A 14,920-nucleotide genomic window follows, 5' to 3' on the forward strand; every position below is an offset into this window, starting at 1 on the left:
AAAATTTCTGTTTGGGCTAGCCCAAACAGCCTAAACAATGGCATCCTAGTCTATCCATGAACTTGTTGCACTTGACTTGACACTGTGCCGGAGAAAAATCTCTAGTATTTTTTTGGAAATCTGCATGAGTCTCACCTTTAAAATGATAGGAGTAAACTAGTGATACAGGTTTATATTTTAGAAGATGATTTCAAGCAGCAGTCACGTCTAGAAAACATCATCACTCATTATCTGCAAGACCAGCATATCTTGGAAAGTAAGATTTCGCCTTACGGGAAACCTGACCAGCTCTTAGCTGAGGTTAAAGAAAAGGGTAACCATCAAATCTTTTTCTTAGATATTGAAATCAAAAATGAGGAAAAGAAAGGACTGGAAATAGCGCGCCGCATCCGCGAAAAAGACAATCAGGCGGTTATCGTTTTTGTGACAACGCACTCTGAACTAATGCCCCTGACTTTTCAGTATCAAGTGTCTGCCTTTGATTTTATTGATAAAAATTTTTCAGAAGAAAAGTTTTCTGAACGAATAAAGGCGGCCTTGGATTATGTGGCCGCTAACTTGGATCAGCCTGCTGCCGACAAGACTTTTCTTCTTGAAAATGACTATTCTCGCATTCAGATGCCCTACAAAGATATTTATTATATTGAAGTGTCGGTCACTCCTCATAAACTGATTCTTCACGGTCAGTATGACTATATGGAGTTTTATGGAACTCTGGCTGAAATTGAAGGTGATCCGCATTTTTTAAGGGTTCACCGTTCCTATGTTGTTAATCCGGCTAATGTCGCAAAATTAGATTATAGCCAGCGTTTAGCCCATTTTCCAAATGGTGAGACTTGCATCGTTGCCAGACCAAAAATAAAAGAATTAATCAGGGCGATTGAAGCTTTGCATGAAGGAGGGAAATAGTGCTGGTAAATACTTTAACTACTCTTTTTAGCTATATCATTTCTCGTACAGCCATTTTAGTTACTATCCTAATAATATTTGAAAGAGTAACTCGCATAAAAATACCTGCCAAATATAGATTTATTGCTTTATCTATAGGGGTTGTTGTTTACTTCCCTGCAAGAATGTTATTTTACTCAGATTATTTGTTGGATATTGCTCTGCTTTATTTTTTGGCAGTCAAATTTGGAAACCTTTCTAAAGGAGCTTGGCTAAGATGGTTTTATGCCCTTTACCCCAAGGTTATGTTTGAACTTCCCGCACGTTTTTTAGTTTTTAATATTTTTAGTATCTTTTATCCTAATATAGTTAATAGTAACGATGGATTATTGTTAAGCTTGGTAACTTGTTTGCAATGTCTGGGGGCTATTTTTATCAATGAATTAATTCTGCGTATTATGCGAGTAGATTTTAAACGTCTTTTTGAGATTACCGATCAAACAGTTATCCATTCAATCATCAGACCGACGATCATTACACTGGGCTTATATTCCTTTATTCAGTGGCTGTCCTACAACCTCACTTACCTTAGTTTAATTCCAAGAGATTCAGCAATGGATATCCGAAAATATCTTAGCTTAATTTTCATGGTTTCGGTACCTGTTTTTATAGCTTCTTTAAATCAAAAAATGACCAGTCACCTTGAGCTGGTTCTGTTAAAGCAGAAAGAAAAAGAATTGAGGCATTTAACAAACTACAGCCATGAGATAGAGCGCTTGTACAGGGATATCCGCTCTTTTCGGCATGATTATGCTAATGTTTTAGCCAGTTTTCGCTATGGTATTGAGCACAATGATATGGCCAGTGTCCGTCAAACCTTTGAAGAAGTGACAGCAGGGTCTGCTAATTTCTTACAGTCGGATCATTTTGAAATTGGCAACCTCTCACTTATCAGAGATGATGCGATTAAGAGCATATTCTCCGCCAAACTGTCTCAGGCTGCTGAGTCTGGTATTCAAGTCAAAATAGAGATTCCGGAGGAAGTTGGCAGGCCCAATCTAGCTCCCCTTGATTTTATCCGGCTGCTTTCTATTTTATTGGATAATGCCATAGAAGGAGCTGTCGAATCCAACGATAGAGAATTACAGGTGTCCTACTTTAAACATCAAAGAAATACTGTTCTCATCATTGAAAACAGCATGTCTCATCAAAATATTAATCTGGCCGGCCTTTATGAGCGCGGCAATTCCTCTAAAGGACTTGACAGAGGGTGGGGACTGGCTAATGTCAGAGAAATACTGAGTAGCTATCCTCATACCAATCTCAAGACAAGCACCAGACCGGGTCGTTTCCAGCAAATTTTAGAGATGGGGTAAGTTTATAACAAAAGGTGCGACTGCTGGGGGATATCAGCGACTGCACCTTTTTATTATTAGTTAGTTCTACATTATTTTCTTTCATGGGACTGATTAGAAATATTGTGACAGGGAATAACGGCTAGATGTGCTTAAAGCATGAGACACTCATTTTTTGTCGTGACTGGTTAAAAATTGTGTAAATGGAACAAAAAATGACCGTTTACGACAAAATAACGACCATTTATGACATAGACGTGCACAGTTTAAAAATTAGGGTATACTAATATCGTCGGTTGGCCAACCAGACAAAATAAATATGATAAAAGGAGATTTATTATGCATACACAAGCATTTGAACAATTTGAAGCAATGGATAAGGAAGTGCTTTCTGCTGTTGAAGGAGGAAGTAAAGTTTCATTTGGGGAAGCAGCAACAGCTATTGGTGGCTGTGCTATACAAGGTGCAGCTGTTGGCGGATTTGCTACTGGTGGTGCCGGTTTCCTCCCTGGAGCTATTTTAGGTGCTCAGTATTGTGGGGCAGCAACGCTCTGGGCATTGGCGCAGTAAGATTATGCAGAATAAAAAAATCTTTAAGTTACTTACTGTAATTTGTATATCAACGATTTTAAATTTTTTAAATGGCTTGTTCCTTGATATTAAGATCGAAAAAAGTTTAGTTCTAATTATAGGAAGTGTTATATTCGAGTTTATGATTTATCTGTTATTTTTAACTCTTATCAAAGATAAAGTTGAAAATATGAGATGGATTGATTTTGCTCTTAATTTTCTTAGCTATTTGTTTTCTAGGAAAACATTGATTGTTATCGCGATAACCAGTATCTCTCCCATTATTAATATTTGTCAGGGAAGTTATTCAGATATTTTAATTTATTTATATATCCATTTTACAGTAGTTTTTTTCTCAATATTAGCTATACTAAGTTTCATTAGGATAAAGAAAGATTAGGTGTTATTATGTATGAATTTCGAAGTATTAAAAAATTTGATAATCTTGATATGCTAGATTTGGAAGTTATCCAAGGTGGAAATCAAAGATTGTACAGACATGTTATGGCGGGCATGGCTGGTGCTGTAGAGGGGCATCAGCTTGTGCGGCAGCTATTCCGTATGTGACATTAGCATGTGCAGCGGGTGCAGGAGTTTATGCGGGTTGGATTGATTCTCAAATGCCGTAAAATGTTTAAGAGGACCAATTTTTGAGTCCTCTTTTTTGGAGGAATTATTTGAACGGTAGAAATTAATAGAATTTCTTTTAATATATCTTATTTTCCTAAGGTATTTGTACAATTTAGGTTATAAAAAACTCCCCTTTTACCATTCACAACAAAATAACGACCGCTCATGACATAGACGTGCACAGCTTAAAAATTAGGCTATACTAATATCGTCGGTTGGTCAAGCAGCTAACATTAAATATTATGAAAATACAAGCATTTAAGCAGTTTGAAATCATGGATAAGGAGTGCTTTCTGGAATTGACGGCAGAGGCACGAGAGCTTGTTTGGCATCTGCAGCCGCTGGTGCTACGCCGCTCTTTACTCTTGTTTGAGATGATAGATATTTTTAAGGAATAAATCAAGTTTGAAAATGAAAAAAGGAAATCAAAGACGACAAGCACTGGTACTTATGCCGGCCGCCTTTATGCTTGCCTGGGTGCTGTGGTCTATAAACACGAATACTATATTGGAAATGTGTTAATAAAACTGTAATATGTTTTTGTTAAGGTAGAGACAAATAGTACAGTTGTAATAACTGCCTAAAAGAGATAAAGAGGGAATATATTGGAAGCAAAAAAATCCATGGAATTGGGAGAACTCTATCGCGAACTCAGGATTGCAAGAGGACTTAAACTGAAGGATATAGCACGAGATAATTTGTCGGTGTCGCAATTATCAAAGTTTGAAAATGGGCAGACTATGTTGGCAGCGGACAAGCTGATCTTAGCTATTGAGGGCATTCATATGAATTTTTCTGAGTTTGCTCATGCTTTAAATAATTATGAAGAAAATGATTTTTTCAAAATAGGAAATAAGATTGTAGAATTTCAGTCAAAGCGTGATATTGAGGGCTTAAAGAAAATTTTAGACACTTATGGAGATTATGAAAGTTTTGACACTTATAACCGGTTAAATAGATTAGTTGTCCGCGTGGCTATTCATACCTTGGATCATAGCTATACAATATCAGAGGAGGATAAAGAGTTCCTTACGACATATCTTTATAATATCGAAGAGTGGACCGAGTATGAACTCAATCTCTTTGGCAATACTATGATTATCTTATCAGTTGAGGATTTAATCTTCTTGGGTAAAGCTTTTGTTGAGCGTAATAAGCTATATATTGCCATTCCTACTAATAAGAAAAATGCACAAGTTGCTCTTTTAAACTTAATTATGATTCTAATTGAGAGAAAGGAGTTTTACTATGCAGCCTATTTTATAAATCATTTAGAAAAACTTCTAACTTATCAAGATATGTTTGTTATAGTATCACTCAATTTTTTGAAACAAATAATTGCATATTTGCAAGGAGAAATAACTGATAAAGCTGAATTAGAATATTATGTTAACATGGTTGAGAAGCTAGGGAACCCAACAATGGCTATGTTCCTCAGAGCGAATATGGAGCAGTTGCTGCTGAATTTTGATAGTAACAAATAAAAAGGCTATCAATGTTTTTCCTGATAGCCTTTTTTGGAGTTATTATATAAAATGTAAAGTCTTGCTTTTTATCTATAAAAGTGGCAATAAAAAGTATGGAATTATGAGAGCTAATGTAAACAATCTTTTTAACATAAATAGACCTCCTATGAATCTTAATAAATTAGAAAGCACCTCCGCCGCCACTGCCTCCACCAGTAAATAATTTAACGAGCCAATCAAACATATTAAGCACCTCTTTCTGTATTTTATACTTATTATAACAGTCAACTTATCAGAACACTGTTTTTCTCAAATAAGAAAAAATATTAACAATAATTTTCATATTTGCGAATAAGTTATTGTTGAAATAATCAATGTTATAATCATTGCGTAAATATCTACAATACATTTTGTTCAATTACTTATAAAGCGTTAAGCTAGCTAATATTTAGTTTTATAATAATTGATGGGAAGGAGAACTTTATTATGTGGGGTAGAATTTTAGCATTTGTTGCAAAATACGGTACAAAAGCAATCCAATGGGCTTGGAAGAACAAATGGTTCCTCCTCTCATTAGGAGAGTCTGTGTTTGACTATATCCGTTCCATTTGGGGTGGTTAGTTAGTTGTTGGTTTGTGAAATCTAATTAGATTTCACAAATCTTATTTAGGAGGTTAGATGACTTTGAAAATTAATAAAATTGTTCATGAATATCCAAATTTTAAATTAAATATCAGTACTCTTGATATTAAGAAAAACAATATTATTGGTCTCATAGGTGAAAATGGTGCTGGTAAGACTACATTCATGGATTTACTGTCTGGACTCAAGAAATCTAACGTCTCTTTTGAGGTATCTGATTTAGATAGTAGTAGCATCTTGTATGTTCCTTCAGATCTAGAGCCTTTTGACTATATGACAGTTATAGAGTTTATTGATATTATTAGAAAATATTCAAAAGTTTCTCAAACTAATCTTAATATTCTAAAAAAATTGAATCTTGAAGGAAAGGGAAATGTCTTGATTAGCGAGTTATCTCAGGGAATGAGAAAAAAACTGTCATTAATTAATGTCTTTTTGCATGATTACAAATTAATTGTTTTAGATGAGCCATTTAATAGTGTAGATATTAAATATATTTACCAACTTAAGAAATTACTTTCTGAGTTAAAAAAGAAATCTATAATTATTGTTTCATCCCATATTTTAGATACTTTGAGTGATCTTTGTGATGAATTTATTTATTTAGAAGATGGAAAAGTGAAAAAGCGATTTAAAAACAGCGGCGAAGTTGATTTGTTGGAGCGTGAGTTATTTGAGTAAAGTATTTTTTTTAGAAATTGATTTAATTAGAAAAAGATTCCAAATATATGGGGTCTTTAATACTTTGAGTTTATTATTAGTTATTCTCTCTTTATTAATAGGAGGGAAATTCCTGATTTTTTCCCTAGGAAATTATCCTAAACTAGCTCCTATTGTTTCCTTAATTTTACTCTTGATAGGCCTGTGTAATGTGGCTATTCCAGAAGATAAGATATTTAAAAAATTAGGTTTACTAAGAGGCTTTTTCCCAGTTATAGAAATTGAAAAGGCTAGAAGTTATTATAGATATCGAAAATTGATATTATCAATTCTATTAATATTTTATCTACTTGTTCCATTAGAAGTGACAAATGATACGTTGAAATATTTCTTGATTTTTATTAACTTACTTTCTTTTTTGACATTAATTAATTCGTTGAGTACAAGATATTTGTCAAATAGTAAAAAAGAGATGATTTATACAATGATGAAAATTCTTTATTGTGGATTACTTGCCCTCAGTATTCGTGGAATGCTATCTATTAATATTTTTTCTTTGTTTCTCAGTATAAGTAATTGGGGATTGTTGTTAATTTATTTGGTATTATGTGTTATTAATTTATGGATTCTGCATCCTAGAAAAGAAGGATGAAATGAAGGGAAGATTTTTTTTATTTATCCTTAGGACAAGTGTTTTATATGACTTGATTATTATTTACTTTTTAGCTTTGTCTAGTTTTATAATAGATAATCAGCGTGATTATTTATTAACTTTAATCTTTACCATATTAGGATTTATGTATTTAGCTTATTTTGAATATCTTAAAAATCAAAGGAAAAAAATACATTTTTTTTATAATAGTCAAACATTAAGTGAACTAAGATATTATGCAATACAATCGACCTTAAAACTTTCTTTAGTATTTTTACCAATGATAGTAGTTTTAGGAGTCATTACGAATCAGATATTGGTTTATGGGATTAATTATCTTACAGTAATAATATCATTTTATGTTGTTAATTCTTTAATTCCAATTAATATAGAGAAGAGAAAAGATTCGCGAATAATCACTTTTAAAGATATGCTTAAAAGTGTGGTGTCGTGCATAACACTTGTTATTTCCATATTACGTTTATTTTCTCTGTTTATTTTTTAGAAATTTACTTTTGAAAAGGTCGTAAAATGAATCGATTAGGAGGCAACTAGTGGTATTATTTTTAACAACTCTTAAAAAAGAAATTTTTTCTAAAAAATCTCTTTTTGTTAGTGCTTTTTTTCTAATATCTTCTTATCTTATAGGCAGATACTCATCTTCGATGAGCTCTTTATTAGATGGTGAACTGACTGATTCATTATTCGTTCTTTATGCCCTTTTGGGTTATCTTTTTTCATCTGTTTTATTTTCAGGTTTACTTGCTGGGGAAATTGAATCTCAGACGATGAGATTTTTAACACCTTATCTGTCTCGGCGTAGTATCTATCTTTTTAAATACCTAGCATCAACAAGCTACTTTTTAGTATTAACCTTTATTTCTTTGCTTATCTTATTTATTACTAAGGGTACCGTTAATATTCCTTTTTATTCTTTATTAGCGATTTTGGGATTCTACCTTTATATTCAGAGTTTAGTAATGTTGGTTTCGGTATCTGCGGGTAGTGAACGTTTATCAAATTTGATAAATTTGATGCTCAGTATTCTATTCCCAATACTTTATACAGCTTCTTTGCTTAAAAGTTGGCCAATATTAGAACCGTTTCGCTGGTTATTTCCTTATCATTATTTATCCAAGACTTGGGAAATAATAATTTTATACTTTTTATCTGCCGTATTGGTTTTTGCTGGGCAACTCATATTTGAGAAAAGGGAGATATAGAATGATTCAATGTCATAATTTAATCAAATCATTTGGGAAGAATGATGTTATAAGAGGAGTGAGTTTACAAATATCAGATAGGAAGGTTACATCTCTTATAGGCAGAAATGGTGCAGGCAAGTCGACCTTAATTGGATTAATAATGGACTACTACAGGTGTGATTCTGGAGAGGTCAAAAAAGGAGCAGTGTCTGTTATGCCTGATGCTGATAACATGTATTCTGACTGGACGGGTTTAGAATTTTTGAAATTCATTGCTCAACTAAAAAAGACAGATGTATCCTATGCGATAAACCTGTCTAAAGAATTAGGTCTTTACAAAAACTTAAAAGGTAAGATTTCTGGTTATTCTTTTGGAATGAAAAAGAAGCTTTCTTTCATCCAATGTGCCATTGGGGATTTTGATGCTTATATTTTTGATGAACCCACTTCAGGAGTGGATGTTCCGTCTGCACTAATCATGATGGATATTATAAAGCGTTTAAAAACTACTGGTGCAGCTATTTTACTCACATCACATAACATAGACGAATTGGAACGTGTATCAGATTATATCTATATTATTGACAGTGGTGAAATTATTGACAGCGGAACAGTTAAGGATTTAATAAATCCAGACTCTACAGAAAAAGAAGTTTACATTATTCACTGTCTAGATAGCCAAAAACTATTTAATGATGCTTCCATTAAGTTCACTAAAAGAATAGTAGATGAGAATCATCTTGAAATTGATCTTAGTCAATCTACTTTGCCGAATGAATTATTAAGATTGCTTGTTAACAGTGATAATACCGTTTATGAGTTTTATAAAAAGAAAAGAAGTCTAATTGAAACTGTTTATCAATCGGAATGAGGTCAATTAAAGAAGCATTCAAAATTCATTTTTTAAAGACTAATGAAGGGTATTATTTTTATGTTGGTTTTGTAACGGGTGTCGGCCCCATTGGTTCAGGAGTAGCGGCAGCAGTTCTCTATATTCTAAAGAAAAAAGGAAAAGCAGCAGCGGCTCTGTATTAAGAGGTAGTTATGAAAAAAAGGTTTCTGCATGTGGATTCTGATTTTTTAGGTCATCTCAATACAATAGGGATGATCTTTTTATTCTTAATCGTTATTTTAGTAATCCCCAACAATAATTCAATCAATTTGAGGATGCAAGAACAAATTTTACTTGTATCCATTAGTCTATTTGGGACAATGAAGCATTCAAGTGTTCTTTTTCCTTATCATCAGCAAAGGTTGGGGACTTTTTTTGTCAAGAGTCGTTATATTTTAAGGCATATTTTTTTATCCGTCTATTATATTTACAGAGTACAGTTTATCCTTACTATAGCGGCTTTATGTTACTTAATCAGCAATCATTCTGTTAGTTTAGCTATGGCTTTTTTCAGCTGTGTTATCATTGTTATAAATCTTCTATCTCATTTGCTATCTGGTGTTTTAGCAGTTGTTAATCAAATTTTATTCTTAATTTCTTTACTTTGTCTGAATCAAGGAAATACTGCCTTATTGCTTCTAAATTTATTAGCATCCTTGCTTGTCCTTGTAGCTTATATTCTTTTTCATTTTAGAATTGACGATTTCTTATTTCGCTTTATCAAGTATGAGAGGAGTACTTTTTCCGATGCATCTTTGTTAAAGTTACAGCTAACTATTTTTAAAAATAATCTTTTTCTGCTCTTTTTAATTATCATTTTTAATTTATTGATAACCTATTTTGGTCAGCTTTTGTTTAATCACCTGAATAGGACGGTATTGGTTCCGGTTACTTTTTTGTATACTTCTATTTATTTGGCATTGCTGGAACTTCTTGTCGGCAATCAAAGTCAAGATATAGACATTGACTCAACACGGCATCGTTTGCTGATTCTCAATAATCATTTAACGCTTTATGACAGATTCAAAGTCAGTGGTTTGTATTTGTGGACAGTTTATGCCAATTTTATACATCTTACTGCCTTGCCTGCACTTGTTGTAAGTTCTTCGTTTATTGTAACTGTTAAAGCGGTTATTTTATTATTCTTAAATTTCTTGATTGCCTTTACCTATTTCAGAAAACTGGATTATTTGGTATATGAAGAAAGGAATCATATTTTAAGATATTCTTTCCTTCTGTTATATCTTATTTGTATCATTTGTATGAGTTTGGGAGGATAACAGTGTCTGATAAAATGTTTAAAAGTTATTATATTATCTTTATTTTTAGTACTATTTTTATAGGAGTAATGCTGAGTCTTGCAGTTAAATCTTCGCTTTTTAAGTCTAGTATTCTGCCAGTTAGTCATCAGTTATTTGTTACTGTTTTAATAAATAATACGGGTAATTTTGTAGTTTATATTTTGTTTTTTGCTATTTCTCCCATATTACAATTTTTTGATCTTTTGACTACTACTTTTCAAATCAGTATGGGAATACAGTTAAATGGAGTAGGTTATACACTAAGCAAGCTGACGCCGCATGGTGTTATTGAATTGCCCAATTTTTTATTTTATCAAGGCTTAAGTCAATATCTTTTGTATTACTCGATCAAGGAAAAAAGTTTTAAGAAAGGATTGAAAAAGCAACTGTCTTTTTGGAAATATTATCTTGGATCATATTTTCTATTGATTTGTGCAGCTTTTTTAGAAGGGTATATAGGATGAAATTAGAACATGTGTCAAAGACAATTCGTCATAAAGTTCTTTTCGATGATATTTCCTTTCAGATTCACAAGGGATTGTATCGTTTGACAGGTAAAAATGGCAGTGGAAAGAGTACTCTCATTCGCTTATTATCAGGACTGTCTGCATTTGATAATGAGAAAAGATTAAAGCTTGAAGGAGATATACTATTTCTTGATTTGAATCCAATTGGTCTGGCACCGTCTTCTATTAAGGATAACTTTTATTTATTGTGTAAGACTTATCAGGTTAAGCTGACTCCAGAATTAGAAGCTGATGTAGAGGCCTTTTTTAGCGATTCCTATAATGATGACTACCTGCATGCTTCAGTTGGTACCAAACTAAAGTTAGGTTTATCGTTATTATTTATTAAGGATTGGGACTATATTTTTATTGATGAAACTTTATCTACAATTGATAATGATAGCTTAAAAATGGTGGCGAAACAGCTAGTCAAACTGTCTAAAACATCCACAATTATTTACGTTTTTCACAATCTGTCCTGTCTATTGCTGGAACAAAACAGCCGCACTCTTCATATAGAAGGAGGAAAGGTTCATGAAGTATAATGCGCTTATTTTTTCGTTAGGAAACTTTCTTTGCCATCTTTTTATCTTGTTTTTATTTGTAGATTTATTGCTGAAAACAGGGGTTTTAGACAAAAGACTATCAGCATTAAACGAATTAAAGAGTGTTATAACAGTTTCTCCTCAAAAGCTGGTATTTGCCATTTCCGTTGTTAGTAATATTGTTAGTGCAGTGGTTGGCTACTTTCTTGCAAAATTTCTTATAACCTTATTTATTGAGGATGGGAAAATCTTTCTTTTTGATGTACTGCTATCCAGAACTATCATGTTGTTGGTTGACTGTGTTCTACTTTTAATCCATCCAACATACGATCTTTTAAGTGTTTTTAAGTTGACAGCATTTATTTCTATTATCATTATGTTTTCTATCAATTATTATAGGAATGATAGTCTAAAAACAGCTTTGCTTGCTGTCTCTCCTTTCTTGTTCAGTTCCATTGCAGCCCTTTTTTAAAAGGAGCTGAAGTTTGCAATCGCATTGCTGTGCTTATAACAACTCCTAGCTTGTCTGCTAGTCTAAGGTCCGATTCTGCTTAAATCGGACTTTTTTGTTACAATAGAAGTCGTATAGAAATGGAGAGTGTTTATGGTACGATTACAAGATGATTTTTATGATGCTGTCAATGGTGAGTGGGAAAAAACCGCTGTTATTCCGGATGATAAACCGCGCACCGGCGGCTTTTCGGATTTGTCGGATGAGATTGAGGATTTGATGCTTGCGGCTACGGATCAGTGGCTGGCAGGAGAAAATGTGCCTGAAGACAGTATTTTGCAAAACTTTGTTAAGTTTCACCGTCAGGTGGCGGATTATGATAAGCGTGAAACAGTAGGTGTGGCGCCGGCTTTGCCGCTCATTGAAGAATACCAAAATCTGTCGTCTTTTGCCGAATTTGCCTCTAAAATCGCTGATTATGAGATGGCCGGCAAACCTAATCTGCTGCCGTTTGGTGTGGCGCCGGATTTTATGAATGCACAGGTAAATGTTCTTTGGGCAGAAGCGCCTAGTTTGATTTTACCGGATACGACTTATTATGCTAAGGATAATGAAAACGGGAAAGAGCTGCTGGCTAAGTGGCGGGCGATGCAGGAAGAACTGCTGCCAAAATTTGGTTTTGCTCAGGACGACGTTAAGGACCTTTTAGATAAGGTTATTGAGCTGGATGCCAAATTGGCTCAGTATGTGCTGTCAAGCGAAGAGTCTTCTGAATATGTCAAGCTTTACCACCCCTATGACTGGGCTGACTTTACAAAATTAGCTCCGGAATTGCCTTTAGATGCAATCTTTACAGCTATTTTGGGGCAGGTTCCGGATAAGGTGATTGTTCCTGAAGAGCGGTTCTGGACGAATTTTGCTAAAGAATTTTATTCTGAAAGCAACTGGGAGCTGCTGAAAGCAAATCTGGTTCTCAGCGCAGCCGGAGCTTGGAATGCTTATCTGACAGATGATATTCGCATACTCTCTGGCAGCTACAGCCGGGCTCTGTCGGGAACGCCTCAGCCTATGGACAAGAAAAAAGCAGCCTTTTATCTGGCACAGGGACCTTACAATCAAGCCTTGGGTCTTTGGTATGCCGGTGAGAAATTCTCTCCGGAAGCTAAGGCTGATGTGGAAGCAAAAGTGGCGACCATGATTGACGTTTATAAAGAACGCCTGCGCAAAACTGACTGGCTTGCGCCTGAAACACGTGACAAGGCCATTACCAAACTCAATGTCATCACACCGCATATCGGCTATCCAGAGGAGCTGCCTAAAACTTATGCGCAGAAAATCATTGATGACAAGCTGAGTCTGGTGGAAAATGCCCAAAATTTGGCTAAGATTTCCATCGCTTACAGCTGGAGCAAGTGGAACAAACCTGTGGACCGCAAAGAATGGCACATGCCTGCTCACATGGTCAATGCCTATTATGATCCGCAGCAAAATCAAATCGTTTTTCCGGCGGCAATTTTACAGGCACCGTTTTATTCCTTGGAACAATCTTCATCTGCCAATTACGGCGGTATTGGCGCGGTCATTGCTCATGAAATTTCCCATGCCTTTGATACGAATGGGGCTTCCTTTGATGAAAACGGCAGCCTTAATAACTGGTGGACAGATGAGGATTATAAGGCCTTTAAAGAGCGTACTGACAAAGTGGTTGAACAATTTGACGGGCTTGACTCCTATGGTGCTAAGGTAAACGGGCAGCTGACGGTATCGGAAAATGTTGCTGACTTGGGCGGTTTAGCCTGTGCTTTGGAAGCGGCTAAAAAAGAGGCTGACTTCTCAGCCCGTGATTACTTTGTTAATTTTGCGACCATCTGGCGGATGAAAGCCCGTCCGGAATACATGCAGATGCTGGCAACAGTTGATGTCCATGCTCCGGGTAAATTAAGAACCAATGTTCAGGTGGCTAATTTTGATGACTTCTTTGCAGCCTTTGATGTCAAAGAAGGCGACGGCATGTGGCGTGATCAATCTGAGCGCGTGATTATTTGGTGATTTATTCTGATAAATCTGTTTGCTTTTTCTGTGCGAGAGTATGTAAAAAAGCAGAGCCCTAACAGCTCTGCAATAGCCCACCTATTAAATGAGACCGGATGCATCCGGTCTCATTTTTGCAGTTAAAGCCAATCAGTCGTTTATTCGATATCCAAAGGAACTCGGTGTTTAGGTGCCGGAAACAGCTGATTAAGGCGCTCCAGCTGCTCGGTGCTGAGGCGAATGTCTCGGCAGGCGACAAGTTCTTTCATGTGTTTTAACTGTCCTGTTCTTGGAATGGAAATCATATTGGGCTGAGCCAGTGTAAAGACCAGCAGCAGCTGATAGATGTTAATACCTAGTTCGTCAGCCAGTTCAGCCAGATCCTTGTTATCAAGAAGTTTTCTTTGCAGGCTTCCGGCCTGAGCTAAAGGGCAGTAGGCAATCGTGGGAATATTATGCTGATCCTGAAAAGGTTTCAGGCAATATTCAATACCGCGGGAGCCTAAATGATAGAGCACTTCATTGGCCTGACAATTTTCTCCGCCCGGTAGGGCCAGCAGTTCTTCCATGTCTTCTAAATCAAAATTAGACACTCCCCAGGCTTGAATTTTCCCCTTAGCCTTCAGCCGTTCTAATTCTTCAACCGTTTCGGCCAGCGGTGTACCGCCGCGCCAGTGGTAGAGGTAGAGGTCTAAGTAGTCTGTTTGCAGAGCTTTTAGAGAGGCATCAAGGCTTGCTTCCATTCGTTTTTTGTTGGCGTTTGTCGGCAGCACTTTGGAAATGAGGTAGAGTTTCTCGCGATCAAAAGGTTTGATAGCCTTGCCCACCAGCTTCTCAGCCAGACCATGGCCGTACATTTCTGCGGTATCAATAATGGTTATGCCCTTATCCAGAGCATACTGCAGAGCTGCCAGCTCTTCTTTTTCAGCAGCAGGGTTTTCTCCTAAAAACCAAGTACCAACTCCCAAGGTTGGCTGCAATAATAATTTGTTTGGCATGATGAATTCCTCCAATCAGTGTGTCTGGGACAAAAGTCCCACTCTCTTCAATAGACATAAGGATTTTTCCTGTGGGAAATGCTGTTTTATCCGTCAGTTTCTGCATGATTGCTTAAATGTTGGGAAAC

Annotated in this window: 19 protein-coding genes; 18 read left to right on the forward strand and 1 reads right to left on the reverse strand. The window is 35.4% G+C overall.

Translation table 11 applies throughout. The features are described 5' to 3' along the window. Window positions 1-159 precede the first annotated feature (159 nt). From AC4HAN_RS05475 to AC4HAN_RS05560, 18 genes are all read left to right on the forward strand, one after another. Window positions 160-909 (forward strand): response regulator transcription factor, encoded by a 750-nt coding sequence (locus AC4HAN_RS05475; RefSeq protein WP_491091588.1) that lies wholly within the window; start codon window positions 160-162, stop codon window positions 907-909. 164 nt (window positions 910-1,073) lie between these two features. Next, window positions 1,074-2,264 (forward strand): sensor histidine kinase, encoded by a 1,191-nt coding sequence (locus AC4HAN_RS05480; RefSeq protein WP_491091589.1) that lies wholly within the window; start codon window positions 1,074-1,076, stop codon window positions 2,262-2,264. Between the two features lie 318 nt (window positions 2,265-2,582). Then, window positions 2,583-2,813, forward strand: coding sequence for a Blp family class II bacteriocin (locus AC4HAN_RS05485; protein WP_491091590.1), 231 nt, complete (start codon window positions 2,583-2,585; stop codon window positions 2,811-2,813). Between the two features lie 408 nt (window positions 2,814-3,221). Then, the gene (locus AC4HAN_RS05490) at window positions 3,222-3,380 is read left to right on the forward strand and encodes a hypothetical protein (protein WP_491091591.1); all 159 of its coding nucleotides are present in this window, start codon (window positions 3,222-3,224) and stop codon (window positions 3,378-3,380) included. A gap of 305 nt (window positions 3,381-3,685) precedes the next feature. Further along, window positions 3,686-3,841 (forward strand): hypothetical protein, encoded by a 156-nt coding sequence (locus AC4HAN_RS05495; RefSeq protein ID WP_491091592.1) that lies wholly within the window; start codon window positions 3,686-3,688, stop codon window positions 3,839-3,841. Window positions 3,842-4,048: 207 nt separating this feature from the next. Continuing rightward, complete coding sequence (locus AC4HAN_RS05500) at window positions 4,049-4,927, forward strand: XRE/MutR family transcriptional regulator (RefSeq protein WP_491091593.1); 879 nt, start codon at window positions 4,049-4,051, stop codon at window positions 4,925-4,927. A gap of 468 nt (window positions 4,928-5,395) precedes the next feature. Then, a complete protein-coding gene (locus tag AC4HAN_RS05505; RefSeq protein ID WP_491091594.1) occupies window positions 5,396-5,530 on the forward strand; it encodes an aureocin A53 family class IId bacteriocin in 135 nt (44 codons plus the stop codon). A gap of 57 nt (window positions 5,531-5,587) precedes the next feature. Next, entirely contained in the window at window positions 5,588-6,232 is a 645-nt protein-coding gene (locus tag AC4HAN_RS05510) for an ATP-binding cassette domain-containing protein (protein WP_491091595.1), read from the forward strand. Further along, complete coding sequence (locus AC4HAN_RS05515; protein ID WP_491091596.1) at window positions 6,225-6,863, forward strand: hypothetical protein; 639 nt, start codon at window positions 6,225-6,227, stop codon at window positions 6,861-6,863. Before AC4HAN_RS05510 ends, AC4HAN_RS05515 begins: the two co-directional genes overlap by 8 nt. Before the next feature lies 1 nt (window position 6,864). Further along, window positions 6,865-7,368, forward strand: a complete 504-nt coding sequence (locus AC4HAN_RS05520) for a hypothetical protein (RefSeq protein ID WP_491091597.1) — start codon at window positions 6,865-6,867, stop codon at window positions 7,366-7,368. A 49-nt stretch (window positions 7,369-7,417) separates the two neighbouring features. Beyond that, window positions 7,418-8,086 (forward strand): hypothetical protein, encoded by a 669-nt coding sequence (locus AC4HAN_RS05525; RefSeq protein WP_491091598.1) that lies wholly within the window; start codon window positions 7,418-7,420, stop codon window positions 8,084-8,086. A 1-nt stretch (window position 8,087) separates the two neighbouring features. Continuing rightward, window positions 8,088-8,939, forward strand: coding sequence for an ABC transporter ATP-binding protein (locus AC4HAN_RS05530; RefSeq protein WP_491091599.1), 852 nt, complete (start codon window positions 8,088-8,090; stop codon window positions 8,937-8,939). After that, window positions 8,936-9,103 (forward strand): hypothetical protein, encoded by a 168-nt coding sequence (locus AC4HAN_RS05535; RefSeq protein WP_491091600.1) that lies wholly within the window; start codon window positions 8,936-8,938, stop codon window positions 9,101-9,103. The genes AC4HAN_RS05530 and AC4HAN_RS05535 overlap by 4 nt, the downstream gene beginning before the upstream one ends. Window positions 9,104-9,112: 9 nt before the next feature. Further along, a complete protein-coding gene (locus AC4HAN_RS05540; RefSeq protein ID WP_491091601.1) occupies window positions 9,113-10,240 on the forward strand; it encodes a hypothetical protein in 1,128 nt (375 codons plus the stop codon). 2 nt (window positions 10,241-10,242) lie between these two features. Continuing rightward, entirely contained in the window at window positions 10,243-10,725 is a 483-nt protein-coding gene (locus AC4HAN_RS05545) for a stage II sporulation protein M (RefSeq protein WP_491091602.1), read from the forward strand. Further along, window positions 10,722-11,312, forward strand: coding sequence for an ATP-binding cassette domain-containing protein (locus AC4HAN_RS05550; protein ID WP_491091603.1), 591 nt, complete (start codon window positions 10,722-10,724; stop codon window positions 11,310-11,312). Before AC4HAN_RS05545 ends, AC4HAN_RS05550 begins: the two co-directional genes overlap by 4 nt. Further along, window positions 11,302-11,784 carry a hypothetical protein gene (locus tag AC4HAN_RS05555; RefSeq protein WP_491091604.1) on the forward strand — a complete coding sequence of 161 codons (483 nt, stop codon included), beginning with the start codon at window positions 11,302-11,304 and terminating at the stop codon, window positions 11,782-11,784. Before AC4HAN_RS05550 ends, AC4HAN_RS05555 begins: the two co-directional genes overlap by 11 nt. Before the next feature lie 132 nt (window positions 11,785-11,916). Further along, complete coding sequence (locus AC4HAN_RS05560) at window positions 11,917-13,812, forward strand: M13 family metallopeptidase (RefSeq protein ID WP_491091605.1); 1,896 nt, start codon at window positions 11,917-11,919, stop codon at window positions 13,810-13,812. Window positions 13,813-13,952: 140 nt separating this feature from the next. Here the strand turns inward: AC4HAN_RS05560 and AC4HAN_RS05565 are convergent, their stop codons facing one another. Next, complete coding sequence (locus tag AC4HAN_RS05565; protein WP_491091606.1) at window positions 13,953-14,792, reverse strand: aldo/keto reductase; 840 nt, start codon at window positions 14,790-14,792, stop codon at window positions 13,953-13,955. Window positions 14,793-14,920 lie beyond the last annotated feature (128 nt).

Source organism: Streptococcus sp. ELY_86 (genome assembly GCF_058314495.1).